Raw genomic sequence first — 16,831 nt, 5'->3', positions numbered from 1 at the left:
ATAACGATATTCAATTGTTGTTTATTATATAAAATTTCGATAGCTTTAATATAAAGAGGAGGACCAACATGCAGCATGCGAAACAAATCGCAGAACATGCAACATTACAAAGTTTTTTAAACTGTTATTTAAGGGAAACAGGGAGTGGAGAATGGATTACAGAGGATGAAAAAATGAAAAGTATCTTCAGTAATACGTTGAATAGAGATATAGTCCCCACATATTTATATTGTCGGCTATCGGCGCAGAACGTTACTTTGTATGGAGAAGTTATATATAAATCAGCAACAGATCGCCATTTGTTTGGAGAACAATTTTATTATCAAATGGGAGAAAATAAGAATGTTATAAAAGCAGATTACGTTACAGTTATTACATTCTTAATAAAAGAGATGTCTATCAACTACGGAGAAGGGACGAATCCTGCTGAACTTATGCTTCGAGTTATTCGTAGTTGTCAAAATATTGAAGAATTTACAAAGGAGAGAATAGAAGATACATCTGCATTATACGGTTTCCATACATCCTTTATAGAAGCGGAGCAATCTTTATTATTTGGACATTTAACTCATCCAACCCCAAAGAGTAGACAAGGTATTTTGGAATGGAAAAGCGCAATGTATTCTCCAGAATTAAAAGGAGAATGTCAGCTTCATTATTTTAGGGCACATAAAAATATAGTAAATGAAAAATCATTATTGTTAGATTCTACAACAGTAATTCTAAAAGAAGAGTTACGTAATGATGAGATGGTTTGTAAAGAATTTATATCGAAGTATTGTAATGAAGATGAATATTCATTACTTCCAATTCATCCGCTTCAGGCAGAATGGCTATTACACCAATCATACGTACAGGATTGGATAGATCAAGGAGTACTTGAATATATCGGTCCTGTCGGTAAGTATTATATGGCAACATCATCACTTAGGACGTTATATCATCCCCAATCAAAATATATGCTTAAGTTTTCATTCCCAGTAAAAGTAACAAATTCAATGCGTATTAATAAATTGAAGGAACTAGAGAGTGGTCTTGAAGGAAAGGAAATGCTAAATACAGCAATTGGTGAAGTATTAGAGAAGTTTCCAGGATTTGATTTTATTTGTGATCCAGCATTTATTACATTAAATTACGGAGCAGAAGAATCCGGATTTGAAGTAATTATACGAGAGAATCCTTTTTATAGAGAACATGCAAACGACGCTACATTAATTGCTGGACTAGTGCAAGATGCTATACCTGGGGAACGCACTCGTTTATCGAATGTTATACATCGACTAGCAGATGTAGAAAGTAGAAGCTGCGAAGAAGTAAGTTTAGATTGGTTTAGACGATATATGAATATTTCTTTAAAGCCAATGGTATGGATGTACTTACGTTATGGTGTGGCGTTAGAAGCGCATCAGCAAAATAGTGTTGTTCAGCTAAAGGACGGTTACCCGGTAAAATATTATTTCCGTGATAATCAAGGGTTTTATTTCTGTAATTCAATGAAAGAGATGCTTAATAATGAGTTAGCTGGTATTGGAGAACGTACTGGAAATTTATATGACGATTATATTGTAGATGAAAGATTTCGTTACTACTTAATTTTTAATCATATGTTTGGACTCATTAACGGATTTGGTACAGCTGGATTAATTCAGGAGGAAATTCTGCTCTCGGAATTAAGATCGGTACTTGAATCATTCCTTCCTTATAATCGTGAACCTTCGACCTTTTTAAGAGAATTGTTAGAAGAGGGTAAATTGGCATGTAAAGCAAATTTATTAACGAGATTTTTCGATGTCGACGAGTTAAGTAATCCTTTAGAACAAGCAATTTACGTACAGGTACAGAATCCGCTTGTTAGAGAAGTGGCTGTCCGTTCATAAATAACGATAAAATTTCACGTAATACAAATAATGGTATTTTTATAAGGTGGAGGGGCTTATGAGAGTGGACATGTATCATACGAAAATATTGAAAGCGCTTGAATCAGAAGATTACATTTCAGTGCGAAGAAGAGTGTTATGTCAATTAGTAGAATCGTTAATTTATGAGGGAATCATTACGCCAGTTCGTATAGAAAGTGAAGAACAAATTCTTTTTCTTATAGAAGGACTCAATGAAGACAACAAAAGTGTCACGTACGAATGTTATGGAAGAGAACGAATGACATTTGGACGTATTTCTATAGATTCATTAATAGTAAGATTTCAAGAGGAAAAACAAGAAGTACAATCAGTTTCGCAATTTTTAGAAGAAGTTTTTCGAGTTGTTAACGTAGAACAAACGAAATTAGATTCTTTTATTCACGAATTAGAACAAACGATATTTAAGGACACGGTTGCACAATATGAAAGACATAATAAGGTGAAATATACTCGAAAATCATACGATGAATTTGAAAGCCTTTTAATAGACGGTCATCCATATCATCCTAGCTATAAAGCACGCATTGGGTTTCAATATCGTGACAATTTTCAATATGGATATGAATTTATGAGACCTATAAAAATTATATGGATTGCAGCTCATAAGAAGTATGCGACTGTAGGTTATGAAAATGAAGTGATTTATGACAATATTTTAAAAGGTGAGATAGGCGCGCATACATTAGAAACGTATATGGAACGAATTCACAGTGCGGGATGTAATCCAAAACAGTACGTGTTTATACCTGTTCATCCTTGGCAGTGGGAGAATTTCATCATTCCAAATTACGCTGATCATATACAGGATAAAAATATAATTTATTTAGGACAATCAGCGGATGATTATTGCGCGCAACAATCGATGAGGACGTTAAGAAATGTTACGAATCCAAAGAGACCATATGTAAAGTTATCGCTGAACATACTTAACACTTCAACACTCCGTACGCTGAAACCATATTCAGTTGTGAGTGCACCAGCTATATCGAATTGGTTAAGTGATGTCGTAAGTCAGGATTCTTATTTAAGGGATGAATCGCGCATTATTTTGTTAAAGGAATTTTCGAGTGTAACGTATGATACGAATAAGAAAGCCACATATGGTTCATTAGGGTGCATTTGGCGTGAAAGCGTTCATAAATATTTAGATGAGCAAGAGGATGCGGTTCCCTTTAACGGCTTATATGCAAAGGAGAAAGACGGGACACCAGTTATTGATGCATGGTTAAACAAATATGGGATAGAAAATTGGCTACGATTACTGATTCAAAAAGCGATCATACCAGTTATACATCTTGTTGTAGAGTATGGAATCGCATTAGAATCACACGGACAAAATATGATTTTAGTTCATAAAGAAGGGCTACCTGTCCGTATTGCATTAAAGGATTTCCATGAAGGACTTGAGTTTTATCGTCCATTCTTAAAAGAAATGAATAAATGTCCAGACTTTACTAAAATGCATAAAACGTATGCGAATGGGAAAATGAATGATTTCTTTGAAATGGATCGTATTGAATGTTTACAAGAGATGGTATTAGATGCACTGTTCTTATTTAATGTAGGAGAATTAGCTTTCGTACTTGCAGACGAATATGATTGGAAAGAAGAAATTTTTTGGATGATAGTTGTCGAAGAAATTGAAAATCATTTTAGAAAATATCCACACTTGAAAGATAGATTTGAAAGTATTCAGCTATACACTCCTACATTCTATGCTGAGCAATTAACGAAGCGACGATTATATATGGATGTGGACTCGCTTGTTCATGAAGTTCCAAATCCATTGTATAGAGCAAGACAACTTATCAAACAAAAATCAGTTGTTACAGGGGGAAATTATGCTAATCGTTAATAAACAAGAGTATAGCAAAAGTGATTTTGATTTGAGATTACAAGTTTATGAGGAAATGGAACAATTTCAAAAAGCAGCAGGAAATAGATTCGCGCTTTGTCTGAAAGATCCATTCGATATTATTACGCTTGTGTTTTTCTTAAAAGAAAAGAAATCATCAGTATTGCTTATACATGAAGATACGCCAAAAGAAACGGCTATTGAAATGGCAAAGCGTGCAAATTGTATCGGGATATTATATGGAGAATATCCCGATTTTACGAAATTAGAAGTAGTGAACGCTTTACTAGAAGAGCCTTCTTTATTGCAATATAGTTCTGGAACAACAGGAGAACCAAAACTGATTCGTAGAGCATGGGCGGAAGTGGATACAGAAATTACTGCTTATAATGAAGCTTTAAACTGTGAAGTAGATGAAGTGCCGATCGTTATGGCTCCTGTTTCACATTCATACGGACTAATATGTGGTACGTTATCTGCAATTACGCGAGGAAGCAAACCTATCATCATTACGAATAAAAACCCTAAATTCGCATTAAATATAGTTCGCAATACAGAAAAACATATCATTTATGCAGTACCGCTTATGTTACATATTATGGGGAGTTTCCCGCAAGGAACGTTTCAGTTTCATAAAATTATGACATCCGGAGCACCTTTACCAGAAGCATTATTTTATAAACTAAAAGAAATGACAACATATATGATGCAGCAATACGGTTGTTCTGAAGCAGGTTGTATTAGTATATGTCATGATATGAAAAGCCATTTAGATTTAGGTAATCCACTACCTCATGCGAGTATAAGTATAGGTTCAGATGAAAATATGCCCGAAGAAATCGTAGTGAAAATGAAAGATAAGGAAATTTTCACGAAAGATTTGGGGTATAAATCTGAGCATGGTCTTCATTTTATGGGGCGCATGGATGATGTGATTAACGTTTCAGGATTAAAAGTCTTTCCGATAGAGGTAGAAGAAACAATGCTTCGACTAGAAGGCGTTCAAGAGGCAATTGTATATCGGGGAAAACATCCTGTGATGGGCGAAGTTGTTAAAGCGAAAGTAATCTCTCATGTTGATCCAGTGCGAATAAGAGAATGGTGTATGCAGCATTTACCATCTTATAAAGTTCCGCATGAGATTGAAAGTGTAACTGAAATTCCGAAAAATAAAACTGGAAAAGTAAGTAGAAAATTACTAGAGATGGGAGAGGTTACAACATGAGACGTGAAACATTAAAAAATGAAGTGTTGAAAATTATGACAGAAAAAATGGAGCTAAAAAATGTAACGCATTTAGAAGAAACGATGCGTTTAAACCAAGATTTATATATAGATTCGGTAATGATGTTACAACTCATAGTCTACATAGAAATGGATGTAAAGCTATGCGTTCCAGAGGATGAGGTAGACCCAAAAGCATTTCTTACTGTAGGATCTTTGCTTGATTTTATGGAGGGGTTACAGCCGGTATAAGTAGTAAATGTGAATAATTAACCTTTAGGAAAGTGGATGAGAATATGACTTCAATTAAAGTTCACTGTTTAGTGAGTTGTTTTTGTGAAATTATAAAAAGGTGTAGCGATATAGATTTCCGTCCATTTTATTTTGGATTATGGGACGGAGATTTTGATATAACAGAAGGCGGCATTATCTCGTATCACTCCGAAAATATTAACCATGATAATTATTTATTATGGTATGAAAAATTGTACGGTATGAAAGTGAACGAATGGTATGATCATGCAAAAGGTAAAGATAGCAATGTAGAAACGTTTTTACAATTAGTAGAAAACAAGCCAGAAAATCGCTATGTCATTGTAATGGTTGATATGTCTCTATTGCCAGAGAGGGAAAATAAATTTCATCAAAAACCGTTTCCGCATTATTTAATGATATCGAAGACAGAGAAAGATGAAGAATGGTTCATGCTAGATCCTGATTTTCGCTGGGAAGGGAATATGGAAAGAGAAAAAGTGCTTCACTCTGTTCAAGATAACCCATTTGGTGGAGGGTATTTCATTGATGTAGAAGAAATTCAGGAGCCAACAGAAGAAATGGTAGCGAGTTATTTCATAGAAACTTTCAAAAGAAATGACAATGAACTGACTATGGAATTGAAAAATTTAATTATAAAAATGGCAAATGAAGAAGAAGGTTATTCGCTTTCTGGTCTTGTAGCGGCAGTGAAGCAAATACCAGTACTTGCAATTCGTAAATATAGTTATGAACATGCCTTTGCATACTTCCGTGAAACGTTGCAATATTCGGAGCAAGAGTTTGATTATTGGTGTGATCGGGTAGAGGATATTGTACAAGGATTTACAAATGTACAGTATCGAGCAATTAAAATGGCGATGACGAATAATAAAGGCATGTTATTATCAATTGTTGAAAAGTTGGATGAAATGAATGCAATTGAACTGCAAATTAAGGCTGAATTAGAGAGACAGTTTTTATCGTGGAAAGAAATGGAAACAAACGAGTCTGTCTTAGCATTTTAAAAACCTAACTGAATTTAAGATAAGGGAGTTCAAACCTATGAAATATTCATTATGTACTATTTCCTTTCGTCATCAATTAATTTCATTTACTGATATTGTTCAATTTGCATATGAAAACGGTTTTAAAGGAATTGAATTGTGGGGGACTCATGCACGAAATTTGTATATGCAAGAGTATGAAACGACAGAACGAGAATTGAATTGTTTAAAGGATAAAAACTTGGAAATTACGATGATAAGTGATTACTTAGACATATCATTATCGGCAGATTTTGAAAAAACGATAGAGAAATGTGAACAACTTGCAATATTAGCTAATTGGTTTAAAACAAACAAAATTCGTACGTTTGCTGGACAAAAAGGTAGCGAAGGTTTCTCGGAACAGGAGAGAAAAGAGTATGTGAATCGTATTCGCATGATTTGTGAAGTATTTGCTCAGCATAATATGTATGTACTTTTAGAAACACATCCAAATACGTTAACGGATACGCTGCCTTCTACTTTGGAATTATTAGGAGAAGTAGATCATCCGAATTTGAAAATAAACCTTGATTTTCTTCATATATGGGAGTCTGGTGCAGATCCAATAGACAGCTTCCATCGACTAAAGCCGTGGATACAACATTACCATTTTAAGAATATATCGTCAGCAGATTATTTGCATGTGTTTGAACCAAATAATGTATATGCAGCAGCGGGAAGTCGAATTGGTATGGTTCCATTATTTGAAGGTGTGGTAAATTATGATGAGATTATTCAGGAAGTGAGAGATACTGACCATTTTGCTTCACTCGAATGGTTTGGACATAATGCGAAAGATATATTAAAAGAAGAAATGAAAGTATTAACAAATAGAAATTTAGAAGTAGTAACTTCTTAATATAAAATGATGTAAGAGTCTCTCATTGTAGAGACTCTTTTTTTAAAAATATAAATAACCAAAAATTACCATGTATTTAAATTAAAATTTAACACAATTTATATATAAATAAGGAGGTGATTGGTAATGGCTAGAAATCGTAACTCTAATCAATTAGCATCACATGGAGCACAAGCAGCTTTAGATCAAATGAAATATGAAATTGCACAAGAATTTGGTGTACAACTTGGCGCTGATACTTCTTCACGTGCAAACGGTTCTGTAGGCGGTGAAATTACAAAACGTCTAGTAGCGATGGCAGAACAACAACTTGGTGGCGGATATACTCGCTAATTGTAGAAGGTTATAGGAGAAAGGAAGGATTCTTCCTTTCTTTTTTTTCAATTAATTGGTATGAATATATTGCGAACTGGATTCAAAGAATAGGAATAATACTATATTTTCCCCAATTTCTTTTGTTGTAAATGGGAAGTAGTAAAGATGTAATAGCCCTGGTGGAATGAAAAATTACGTTCCAGCAGGGCTATTATATGGTCAGAAATATACGATGAAAGGGTTCCGAAGCCAACATGTTAAAAAAAGAAAACTGTTGTTTAATTGCGCTTGCATCAGTTCCACTTGTTATGACATTAGGGAATTCAATGCTCATTCCAATTCTACCGACAATAGAAAAGAAATTACATATTTCATCGTTTCAAGTATCCATGATTATTACAATTTACTCTATCGTAGCCATTCTTCTTATACCGATTGCTGGTTATTTATCAGATAGATGGGGACGAAAGATGATAATGGTTCCGAGTTTGCTGATTGCGGCTATAGGAGGAGCGATAACTGGTTGGGTATCATGGAAAGTTGATAATCCCTACACTTGGATATTGGTCGGTAGAGCGATTCAAGGTATTGGTGCTGCTGGTGCAATGCCAGTTGTTATACCATGTGTTGGTGATTTATACAAGGATGAAAAACAAGTTAGTACAGGTTTAGGAATCATTGAAACATCCAATACATTTGGAAAAGTGCTGAGCCCTATTTTAGGATCTGCTCTTGCTGCCATTGTATGGTTCTTACCATTTTGGGCAATTCCAGTTTTATGCATAGTATCAATTGTTTTATTACTTATTCTAGTAAAGGCAAAGAAACAAGAAGGAGAAGTGCCACCACTTAAAGAGTTTATAAAATCGATTATCTCTACATTTCGAGAAAAGGGGAGATGGTTAATTGCCATTTTTGTATTAGGTGCAATTATTATGCTTATTTTATTCGGAATTCTCTTTTATTTGTCGACGATACTGGAATCAAAGTATGACATACATGGTATATGGAAAGGTTGTGTACTTGCTATCCCGTTACTTGTACTGTCACTTAGTTCATATATGGCGGGTAAAAAAATTGGAGATAATCAAAATGTAATGAAGAAGTGTATTTATATTGGTTTTTTAATGGCAGCTGCATCAGTCATCATTCCTTTATTTATAAAAGGGATTTATTTACTACTTCTTTGTCTCGTTATCATGGGGATAGGAATTGGTATGGCACTCCCATGTTTAGACTCCCTAATTACACAAGGAATTGAAAAGGAGCAAAGGGGAACGGTTACATCTTTTTATAGTTCCATGCGATTTATCGGTGTAGCAGCCGGCCCACCTCTATACTCTTTTTTCATGAAAGGTGCTGACCATGAAGTGTTTTATGTAACAAGTATTTTCGCTGGTATCGGTGCTGTTATAGCAATGATTTGGATTAAACCAGCAAAAGATGCAAAGAACGTAAAACAGAAACCGGAACCTACTTCATAATTTGAAAGAGAATTGCATGATGTTTTCAGTAACATGCAATTCTCTTTCATTCATTAAGAATACATAACTTGTTTTAACATATAAAGCGCGACGCCCCATATGATGAGGCCAGAAAATTTATTTAATAATACGATTGTCTTTCCGGTTGAGTCTATTCTTTTTAGAAATTTCCCCGCTAAAGCTAAGCTTATAAACCAAATCCACGAAACGATAATAGTTGCAAGTGTGAAAGCCCATTTTTCACTTCCTATGTATTGAATAGAATTTGTTCCGATTACACCGATTGTATCTAAAATTGCATGTGGATTTAATAACGAAACCGATGCAGCGAAAAGGATTTGCTTTTTTAATGGCATACTGTTTTCTTTTTTTATATCGTTGGAAGGGTTACTTCTCCAAATAACAAAGCCCATATATAGGAGAAAGAAAAATCCAATTATATATAACGTGTTAGTTAGCCAAGAAAAAGTAAGGAGTACAAGGGAGACACCCTGCACTGCAATCAATATGAGTAACGTATCACATATAGAGGCAGTTAATACTACAGGGGCTGCCCTCCAAATGTTTGGTTGGCTCGCACCTTGGTTAAAGACGAAAACATTTTGGACACCTAATGGAATGATAAGACCAAATGCAAGAATGATACCATGAATAATTGCTTCACTCATCATATTACCTCCTATTTTAATTCAGTATGATAGTGTATATTGTATAGAAGAAATGAAAATTTGTATCCATCCATATGGTTGGAGAGGTTACCAACCAAAAAGAATATAAGGTGATATGATGGAAAGATTTGTTTGGAAACCGAATATGTCTCTAGCGACTCCTCTGTATAAACAAATAGAAACGTATATAAAAGAAAGAATCGTTAATGGAGAATGGACTGTTGGAACGAAATTACCTTCACAAAGAGATTTGGCACATACATTCGGTGTGAACCGGAGTACAATTGTAATGGCTTTCGATGAACTAGTGGCAAAGGGATACATTGAAGGGAATGGCAGGAAAGGAACAATTGTTGTAAATAATAATGAGAATGCTTCAACGTACGCGCCCCCGCCTAACTGGCAGTCTTATGTAGAAACAGGACTTCATTATCCGAATCTGCCTGCTATTCAAGAGATTAATCAAGCTGAATTTTATCCGCATGTAATTCGTTTAGGAACAGGTGAGCTCGCGCCGAGTCTTTTACCTGAAAAAAAGATGAAAGATATTATGAATAAGCTTTTAAAGTCGAGCATGATACTTGGGTATGAAGAACCAAAAGGGAATTTCTATTTAAGGAAGAAAATTGCGGACTATTTAAAAGGACATGGTATAGATGTAACTCCTGATTCTATATTAATTGTTTCAGGAGCAATTCAAGCGTTGCAACTTATTTCTATGGGACTTCTTCCAAAAGGGGCATCCATCTTATTAGAAAAACCATCTTATTTATATTCTCTTAATGTTTTTCAATCAGCAGGAATGCGTTTAATTGGTATACCAATGGATGAGAACGGTTTACATGCATCATATATTACGAAATATAAGAAGCAATTTAATGCATCTATTTTATATACAATTCCGTCTTTTCATAATCCGACGAACTTTAGTATGAATGCGAAGAAACGAATAGAAGTGATGGAAATATGTAACGAAATTGGTTTGCCTATTATAGAAGACGCGGTGTACCAAGACTTATGGTTTGATGAGCCTGTTTCAAAGCCTTTAAAAGCATATGATAAAAACGGAATTGTACTACATATTGGGAGTATGTCTAAAGTCATTAGTCCAGGATTAAGAATTGGATGGATTGTTGGATCTGAGCCAGTCATTCAAAGATTGGCAGACATAAAAATGCAAACAGATTATGGTTCAAGTTCTATATCCCAGCAAATTGCAGCGGAATGGTTTGCAGATGGATTGTATGATGAACATTTACAGTTTGTAAGAACTAAGTTGAAAAAACGTAGAGATTTTATGTTGCAAATGTTAGAGAAATATTGTCGTGATATAGCAACATGGTATGAACCGACAGGTGGTTTTTATATTTGGTTACATATGAATGTACCCGTTTCGAACCGTAGCTTATTTGACAAAGCTTTGAAAGAAAAGATTTTATTAAATCCAGGTACTTTGTATGATAGAAGTGCAAACCAATTTTTGCGTCTATCCTATTCATACGCAACGTTAGAAGAAATTGAAATAGGTATAAAAAAGCTTGCACAACTAATGAAAAAGTAAGAGGAGAAAGTAATGAAACAATACGTAATTTGCCAAATTATTAATGGAGAAAAATATTTAGCTGCTTATGCGGAGACGAAGCAGGATGCAATTGAAAAAGCAGAATTGTTAGGGTTACGAACGGGAAATCGATATACCGTTATTACTGCGGAAGAAGCTAAAGGGTTAACGTATCCTTAAGAGACGTATAATAATTTATGCAGGAAGTAAATAAGCCTCGTAATCTATGATATTACTAGGCTTATTTTTTTTGAAAGCGTTACGTGTTCTCGTATGAAAAATAATAGTATTATGAGTCAAGTTGACGGAAATACCGATTTGTTTTTCGGTCCTGATTTCCGTTTCTATAGTCATCAATATATTGTCTGAAGTTCCAAGATTGTAAAAACTTATTTGCGGCGTTATAACCAGAATTGTAAAGCCACTCTTTTTCTTCCTTTGTTAACTCAAAGTTGGTACTTGTAATGGATCCTGTTGGAATTGTAATCGTTCTTGCTTTTGATTCCTTATCTAAATGACGTAAATCATGGGCTTGCATCATTGTTTTAAAAAGTCCTTTGAACATGGAGATAGGCTCGTTATAATGGGCAGGATCAGCTTGAATCTCATCTTTTACGAAATGAAATCCAAATGTTGGCCAGCGAGGAGAGGAAGGTGAGTCGAAAATCCAAATTGGGTAATTGCTTAAAATCCCTCCATCAACCATATAACAAGGTTGCTTCCATTTAGGGGTTCTCCATTTTACCGGTTCAAAGAAGAAAGGGATTGTACTACTCATTCTTACAGCTTTAGCAATAGAGAAGCGATAATTTAAAAATCCGTAGTTCGGTAAGTCATCGGGAAAGATAACCATTTTGCCATTACTTATATCAGAAGCGATAATTTTAAGCTTATTTAAATCAGGTAAATCTGTAAATAAGTGAACTCCTTTTTTGCGAAGTAATTCTTCAATCCATTCTTCTATAAAAATATTAGAGTAAATACCAAGAGTAGTCCATGCGCTTAATCCTTTTCCGATAAACGGGATTCTGTCAATAAAGGTTCTCTTCGTAAATTTATTATAATCGATATCAGTTATAATCGTTTTTAACTCTGAACAAGAATATCCTGCTGCTAGGAGCGCAGCGATAATGGAACCAGCTGATGTTCCAGCTACACGCTCCCATTCATAGCCTTTTTCAGCTAACGCGCAAATTGCTCCTACATGCGCAATTCCGCGTACACCGCCTCCTTCAAAAACACCATCAATCTTCATCAATCATACTTCCTTTCGAATAAAAGATTTGAAAATGGCAAAAAAGCACGTATTGTACGTGCTTTTTTGCAATAGTTTTTAAATTTACTAGCAGCCTACAAAGCCGCCCCAACAGCTAGCTCCGATGATGATTAGAAGGATAAATAAAACGATTAATAAAGCGAAACCTCCATAACCACATCCACCACAACTACCGCCGTAACCGCCGTAACCGTAACCGCCGCAACTATATCCGTAACCCATGTGGAATTCCTCCTTAAATTAAAAATAAAAATGAACGAGGGGAAAATGTACTGGAAGAAATAATGAACTATCGTGTTTGTAGGAACAATGTATACTATGCTTTTTTTAACTTGTTCGCGTATGGAGGAAGAGCCCGTTTTTTTGGAGGCTTGTTGTTTTTACAAAGAATGGAGTATAATTTTTGTGCGATGATACAAATAAGTATGTAAATATAAGGAGAATTTATGAATAAACAAATTGAAGTATTAATTGATAAATATGGGCTGACACATTTAAAAGAGGAACTTATTCACACTGTATTTCCTTGTGTAAAAGTTGTGCCAAAGCAGGAGGAAACAGTTGCGGTAGGTAGTTCGAAAATGGGAGGAGTTCCTGACTTGCCAGCTACATTGGAATACCCAATGCACAAAGGAAATCCATTACAATTTATCGCTCAATTTAATTTAAATGATTTACAAAATGTTGGTATGGGTCACAATCTTCCTAAGACAGGGATGTTATATTTCTTTAGCATTGAAAATTACTTTGAAGAAGATGTGAATCCAACTGAAGCGGGGCGTGTACTTTATTATGATGTTCCTGTAGAGCAATTACGAAGAGCAGATGAATTGCAAACAAATTATAACCAGTGTGCAACTACTTTTGAACTGACATATAAATTGCCAGAGCTTTTCATTGAAGATGAGGCTGATTCAGATCGTTTCTTACAATTGCTTGAAGAACTAATCCCAGACAACTATGATAACCATCAAATGTTTGGTGAGCCATTCTCTGTACAAGAGGAAGTATTATATGAGACAGGAGAATATATGGGGATAGACCCGCAGCAAATGACGCTTTTATTCCAAATCGATTCAGATACTAAAAATTGTAATATGATGTGGGGAGATTTAGGAATGCTTTATTTCTGTATTGGAAATGAAGACTTAAAAAATCGACGTTTTGAAAATGCGTGTTGTGTATTACAAACTTGTTAATGAAAAAGGTTGTTCTTGTAAAAAGAACAACCTTTTTACAATGTTAAATATGCATAATCTCATATGACCTATACGGAAAAGTATTGTATACTCTGAAACTATACGATACTTTTTCGTATAGTTATAGAATGTAAGGAGTGACGAGATGAGAAAGACAAGTAAGTATGTGACAGCTACCCTGCTTTGTTCAACTATAGTAATGGGAGGCTTACACGCGTCAACGGTATCTTATGCAGCTACGAATCCGTCTGTAGCGACAACACAATCAGATGCAAAGCTATTAGATGATTTCCGAAAAGAATTAAAAAAACAGGTTGATAATCGAGAAGAAAATATTACAATCACATATAAAACGAAAGATAGAAATGCTAGAAATGTTATGGACCAATTGTATGGCGAGTTTAATAAAATTGTAGATGCAGATGAGTATGTAAAATATAATGTAGCGTCTACTAAATATTCTATTAAAGGGTTACCAGGAAACTATACGTTTACATTGCAAGTGAAATACCGTGAATCAAAAGAGCAAACACAATATGTAAAATCTCAGGCAAAAGCAATTATCGGTTCAATTGTAAAAACAGGGATGGATGAGCATGAGAAAGTAAAAGCTATTCACGATTATGTTGTAAAACATGTATCTTATGATACGTCTTATAAAGCGTATACAGCATATGAAGCATTAGCGAATCGTTCTGCTGTTTGCCAAGGCTATACGTTATTAACGTATGAGTTGTTAAAAGAAGCAGGTATTCAAAATCATATTGTAACAGGCACAGGGAATGGACAAGCTCATGCATGGAATTTAGTAAACATTGAAAACAAATGGTACCACATTGATACGACATTGGATGATCCAGTACCAGATAAAGCTGGGCGTGTAACATATTCATATTTTAATATGTCTGACGAGCAATTAAGTAAAGATCATGAATGGGATCGTAGTAAATATCCGGCGGCAACTGCAAGTTACTTTAATGAATTAACAAACAAAATAGAAACGGGTAGTTCAAAGACTGCTGCGTATGAACAAATGTTAAAAGAAACAAATTTAAAATATTTGTCTGCACAATACGGGGCAGATAATTATAGTGAATTTAAGAAAAAATTACAGCAACAATTCGCTTCTAAGCCAGAAAAGGTAGAAGTACGATATAAGCAATCTATGGATGGAACAATGCAAGATATAAAGAAAGTGTTAAATGAAATAAATTGGCCAAAAGGTGCAAAACGTGTATCTTATGAAGTAGCACCATATAGTGCGATGGCAGATTATTCATTAGCGACAATTACATTTACGTATTAATTAATGAAGAAGAGCATCTGTAAAAGGTGCTCTTTTTATTATGTATCACTTTAAAAAACAGAATTGTGTGATAAAATATAAAAAGGAAGGATGTGGGATTTGAATGAATTTGTTCGAAAGTAATATTTTTACATTGATATATACTTGTTTAGTAATCGGACTTATCGTTTTGTTTTTCCTATCATTTAATTTGTTCCTTAGAAGATTATTGCAAAACAGCGCTGCAAAAAAACAACATGTAATTAATATGAATAAGAAGCTAGATCGAATGATTGAATTGCTTGAAAAAGATAAGAAATAATGATAGAAGACTTATGAAAAGGGGAAGAGGATGGCTAATTATATAAAAGAATTACGTAAAAAAGTAGGGCACGACTGTGTTCTCATAAACTTTGCGGGTGGTTGTGTGTTGAATGAACATGGAGAAGTATTGCTGCAAAAAAGAGGTGATTTCAACGCTTGGGGATTTCCTGGTGGTGCAATGGAAATTGGAGAATCTGCCGCAGAAACTGCGATTCGAGAAATAAAAGAAGAAACAGGTTATGACGTGGAAATAAATGAGCTTATCGGGGTGTATACAAAATATTTTCAAGCATATCCAAATGGAGATAATGCCCAGTCAATTTTAATATTCTTTTCATGCTCAATTGCCGGTGGAGAGCAAAAAGTAGACGGTGATGAAACGTTGGAATTGAAGTTTTTCCCGCTAAACAAAATGCCGCCATTGTTTAATCAACAACATGAGGATTGTTTGCAGGATTTACTAGAGAAAAGAGTAGGGGTGTATCGTTAACAAAAAAGAAGCTAATGAGGTTAGCTTCTTTTTTATGTTTTATTTATTTCCACCAATCATCAAACATTGATGCTGGAACTTGTCTTTTATGTTCACTCACTGTGTAACGTTTTTCAATTTTTTCTGCAACGTCAGTTGGAACTGCTTTACCTTCTAAATAATCATCTAGTTGATCATACGAAATACCTAACTCCGTTTCATCAGCTTGACCTGGTTTTTCATCCAATAAATCAGCAGTTGGCATTTTTAAGTAAAGTCGCTCATCCGCACCTAATTCTTGTAAAAGAGCACGTCCTTGACGTTTCGTTAAACCCGTTAATGGTAATAGGTCTGCACCACCATCTCCGAATTTTGTAAAGAATCCTGTAACAGCTTCTGCCGCGTGATCAGTTCCGATAACAAGTAGACCTTTTTGTCCTCCAATTGCATATTGTGTAACCATACGGATACGTGCTTTCACGTTACCTTTATTGAAATCTGTTAATGATTCACCCAATAAGTTTTCGTATTGATTTGAGAAAGCATCAACTGTTGAAGCGATATCAAATGCAACAGATTGATCAGCTTGAATAAATTGTAATGCTAATTGCGCATCATCTTCATCTTTTTGCACTTTATAAGGAAGGCGCACGGCGATAAATATTGCGTTACCACCTTCATTACGAATTTCCTCCACTGCAAGCTGAGCTAAACGTCCAGCTAATGTAGAGTCTTGTCCGCCGCTAATTCCAAGTACAAATCCTTTCGCACCTGTTTTTTTCACATAATCTTTTAAGAAATCAACACGTTTACGGATTTCTGCTTTCGGATCAATTACAGGCTGAACATGTAATGCTTTCATAATCTGTTCTTGTAATGTCATTATGTTTCCTCCTATTCATATTAAAGCAGTAATTAAGTTTATATGTATATTGGTACATACTTCTATCCTTTATTATTTCGCAAAACTAACGAATATACAATAGGATGCGTGTATGAATATGAATGTAGTCATTATAATGAAACTGCTTCGTTTAAGCAATTTTTTTGAAACCTTTCAATAATGTAAGGTTTTTGTCATTTGAATCGATG

The 16,831-nt window shown here is 34.7% G+C and carries 18 protein-coding genes; 14 read left to right on the top strand and 4 right to left on the bottom strand.

The window, feature by feature from the left end:
• Positions 1-68: 68 nt before the first annotated feature.
• From JDS99_RS16990 to JDS99_RS16955, 8 genes are all read left to right on the top strand, one after another.
• The gene (locus JDS99_RS16990; RefSeq protein WP_199695407.1) at positions 69-1,877 is read left to right on the top strand and encodes an IucA/IucC family protein; all 1,809 of its coding nucleotides are present in this window, start codon (positions 69-71) and stop codon (positions 1,875-1,877) included.
• Between the two features lie 58 nt (positions 1,878-1,935).
• Positions 1,936-3,774 (top strand): IucA/IucC family protein, encoded by a 1,839-nt coding sequence (locus JDS99_RS16985; RefSeq protein ID WP_199695406.1) that lies wholly within the window; start codon positions 1,936-1,938, stop codon positions 3,772-3,774.
• Complete coding sequence (asbC, locus tag JDS99_RS16980; RefSeq protein WP_098088416.1) at positions 3,761-4,999, top strand: 3,4-dihydroxybenzoic acid-AMP ligase AsbC; 1,239 nt, start codon at positions 3,761-3,763, stop codon at positions 4,997-4,999. Before JDS99_RS16985 ends, asbC begins: the two co-directional genes overlap by 14 nt.
• On the top strand, positions 4,996-5,250 hold the full coding sequence (gene asbD, locus JDS99_RS16975) for a petrobactin biosynthesis protein AsbD (RefSeq protein WP_098856714.1): 255 nt from the start codon (positions 4,996-4,998) through the stop codon (positions 5,248-5,250). The genes asbC and asbD overlap by 4 nt, the downstream gene beginning before the upstream one ends.
• Positions 5,251-5,294: 44 nt before the next feature.
• Positions 5,295-6,278 (top strand): petrobactin biosynthesis protein AsbE, encoded by a 984-nt coding sequence (gene asbE / locus JDS99_RS16970; RefSeq protein WP_199695405.1) that lies wholly within the window; start codon positions 5,295-5,297, stop codon positions 6,276-6,278.
• Between the two features lie 37 nt (positions 6,279-6,315).
• A complete protein-coding gene (gene asbF, locus JDS99_RS16965; protein ID WP_088063085.1) occupies positions 6,316-7,158 on the top strand; it encodes a petrobactin biosynthesis 3-dehydroshikimate dehydratase AsbF in 843 nt (280 codons plus the stop codon).
• 126 nt (positions 7,159-7,284) lie between these two features.
• Positions 7,285-7,491 carry an alpha/beta-type small acid-soluble spore protein gene (locus tag JDS99_RS16960; RefSeq protein ID WP_000113545.1) on the top strand — a complete coding sequence of 69 codons (207 nt, stop codon included), beginning with the start codon at positions 7,285-7,287 and terminating at the stop codon, positions 7,489-7,491.
• 236 nt (positions 7,492-7,727) lie between these two features.
• Positions 7,728-8,957, top strand: coding sequence for a bacillibactin exporter BcbE (locus tag JDS99_RS16955; protein ID WP_088063087.1), 1,230 nt, complete (start codon positions 7,728-7,730; stop codon positions 8,955-8,957).
• Between the two features lie 53 nt (positions 8,958-9,010).
• Here JDS99_RS16955 and JDS99_RS16950 read toward each other — a convergent pair whose 3' ends face one another.
• The gene (locus tag JDS99_RS16950; protein WP_048543181.1) at positions 9,011-9,625 is read right to left on the bottom strand and encodes a LysE/ArgO family amino acid transporter; all 615 of its coding nucleotides are present in this window, start codon (positions 9,623-9,625) and stop codon (positions 9,011-9,013) included.
• A gap of 118 nt (positions 9,626-9,743) precedes the next feature.
• On the opposite strand from JDS99_RS16950, the gene JDS99_RS16945 reads away from it, so the two are divergent.
• Positions 9,744-11,186: an aminotransferase-like domain-containing protein gene (locus JDS99_RS16945; RefSeq protein WP_088063088.1), complete on the top strand. Its 1,443-nt coding sequence runs from the start codon at positions 9,744-9,746 to the stop codon at positions 11,184-11,186.
• Positions 11,187-11,198: 12 nt separating this feature from the next.
• A complete protein-coding gene (locus JDS99_RS16940; RefSeq protein WP_087982849.1) occupies positions 11,199-11,366 on the top strand; it encodes a DUF3933 family protein in 168 nt (55 codons plus the stop codon).
• A gap of 109 nt (positions 11,367-11,475) precedes the next feature.
• Here the strand turns inward: JDS99_RS16940 and JDS99_RS16935 are convergent, their stop codons facing one another.
• On the bottom strand, positions 11,476-12,441 hold the full coding sequence (locus JDS99_RS16935) for a patatin-like phospholipase family protein (RefSeq protein ID WP_000686805.1): 966 nt from the start codon (positions 12,439-12,441) through the stop codon (positions 11,476-11,478).
• 87 nt (positions 12,442-12,528) lie between these two features.
• Entirely contained in the window at positions 12,529-12,684 is a 156-nt protein-coding gene (locus tag JDS99_RS16930; RefSeq protein WP_000540426.1) for a YjcZ family sporulation protein, read from the bottom strand.
• Between the two features lie 224 nt (positions 12,685-12,908).
• Between JDS99_RS16930 and JDS99_RS16925 the strand changes: the two genes are divergently transcribed.
• The 4 genes from JDS99_RS16925 to JDS99_RS16910 all read left to right on the top strand — a co-directional run bounded on the left by JDS99_RS16925 (position 12,909) and on the right by JDS99_RS16910 (position 15,760).
• Complete coding sequence (locus tag JDS99_RS16925; RefSeq protein ID WP_088063091.1) at positions 12,909-13,661, top strand: YwqG family protein; 753 nt, start codon at positions 12,909-12,911, stop codon at positions 13,659-13,661.
• 145 nt (positions 13,662-13,806) lie between these two features.
• Positions 13,807-14,967: a transglutaminase domain-containing protein gene (locus JDS99_RS16920; protein ID WP_199695404.1), complete on the top strand. Its 1,161-nt coding sequence runs from the start codon at positions 13,807-13,809 to the stop codon at positions 14,965-14,967.
• Between the two features lie 103 nt (positions 14,968-15,070).
• Positions 15,071-15,268 carry a DUF4083 domain-containing protein gene (locus JDS99_RS16915; protein ID WP_098856718.1) on the top strand — a complete coding sequence of 66 codons (198 nt, stop codon included), beginning with the start codon at positions 15,071-15,073 and terminating at the stop codon, positions 15,266-15,268.
• Between the two features lie 30 nt (positions 15,269-15,298).
• A complete protein-coding gene (locus tag JDS99_RS16910) occupies positions 15,299-15,760 on the top strand; it encodes an NUDIX hydrolase (RefSeq protein ID WP_098856719.1) in 462 nt (153 codons plus the stop codon).
• Between the two features lie 43 nt (positions 15,761-15,803).
• On the opposite strand, the gene nadE is transcribed toward JDS99_RS16910, so the two are convergent.
• Positions 15,804-16,622 carry an ammonia-dependent NAD(+) synthetase gene (gene nadE, locus JDS99_RS16905; RefSeq protein WP_098856720.1) on the bottom strand — a complete coding sequence of 273 codons (819 nt, stop codon included), beginning with the start codon at positions 16,620-16,622 and terminating at the stop codon, positions 15,804-15,806.
• Positions 16,623-16,831 lie beyond the last annotated feature (209 nt).

Source organism: Bacillus cereus group sp. N6, from assembly GCF_016483705.1.
GTDB lineage: Bacteria > Bacillota > Bacilli > Bacillales > Bacillaceae_G > Bacillus_A > Bacillus_A wiedmannii.
This window is presented reverse-complemented; position numbering and strand designations above follow the sequence as displayed.

What these genes read in the sequence shown, in the direction of transcription:
- JDS99_RS16990 (WP_199695407.1), top strand. Translation starts at nt 69, where the DNA reads ATGCAGCATGCGAAACAAATCGCAGAACATGCAACATTACAAAGTTTT.
- JDS99_RS16985 (WP_199695406.1), top strand. Translation starts at nt 1,936, where the DNA reads ATGAGAGTGGACATGTATCATACGAAAATATTGAAAGCGCTTGAATCA.
- asbC (WP_098088416.1), top strand. Translation starts at nt 3,761, where the DNA reads ATGCTAATCGTTAATAAACAAGAGTATAGCAAAAGTGATTTTGATTTG.
- asbD (WP_098856714.1), top strand. Translation starts at nt 4,996, where the DNA reads ATGAGACGTGAAACATTAAAAAATGAAGTGTTGAAAATTATGACAGAA.
- asbE (WP_199695405.1), top strand. Translation starts at nt 5,295, where the DNA reads ATGACTTCAATTAAAGTTCACTGTTTAGTGAGTTGTTTTTGTGAAATT.
- asbF (WP_088063085.1), top strand. Translation starts at nt 6,316, where the DNA reads ATGAAATATTCATTATGTACTATTTCCTTTCGTCATCAATTAATTTCA.
- JDS99_RS16960 (WP_000113545.1), top strand. Translation starts at nt 7,285, where the DNA reads ATGGCTAGAAATCGTAACTCTAATCAATTAGCATCACATGGAGCACAA.
- JDS99_RS16955 (WP_088063087.1), top strand. Translation starts at nt 7,728, where the DNA reads ATGTTAAAAAAAGAAAACTGTTGTTTAATTGCGCTTGCATCAGTTCCA.
- JDS99_RS16950 (WP_048543181.1), bottom strand. Translation starts at nt 9,625, where the DNA reads ATGAGTGAAGCAATTATTCATGGTATCATTCTTGCATTTGGTCTTATC.
- JDS99_RS16945 (WP_088063088.1), top strand. Translation starts at nt 9,744, where the DNA reads ATGGAAAGATTTGTTTGGAAACCGAATATGTCTCTAGCGACTCCTCTG.
- JDS99_RS16940 (WP_087982849.1), top strand. Translation starts at nt 11,199, where the DNA reads ATGAAACAATACGTAATTTGCCAAATTATTAATGGAGAAAAATATTTA.
- JDS99_RS16935 (WP_000686805.1), bottom strand. Translation starts at nt 12,441, where the DNA reads ATGAAGATTGATGGTGTTTTTGAAGGAGGCGGTGTACGCGGAATTGCG.
- JDS99_RS16930 (WP_000540426.1), bottom strand. Translation starts at nt 12,684, where the DNA reads ATGGGTTACGGATATAGTTGCGGCGGTTACGGTTACGGCGGTTACGGC.
- JDS99_RS16925 (WP_088063091.1), top strand. Translation starts at nt 12,909, where the DNA reads ATGAATAAACAAATTGAAGTATTAATTGATAAATATGGGCTGACACAT.
- JDS99_RS16920 (WP_199695404.1), top strand. Translation starts at nt 13,807, where the DNA reads ATGAGAAAGACAAGTAAGTATGTGACAGCTACCCTGCTTTGTTCAACT.
- JDS99_RS16915 (WP_098856718.1), top strand. Translation starts at nt 15,071, where the DNA reads ATGAATTTGTTCGAAAGTAATATTTTTACATTGATATATACTTGTTTA.
- JDS99_RS16910 (WP_098856719.1), top strand. Translation starts at nt 15,299, where the DNA reads ATGGCTAATTATATAAAAGAATTACGTAAAAAAGTAGGGCACGACTGT.
- nadE (WP_098856720.1), bottom strand. Translation starts at nt 16,622, where the DNA reads ATGACATTACAAGAACAGATTATGAAAGCATTACATGTTCAGCCTGTA.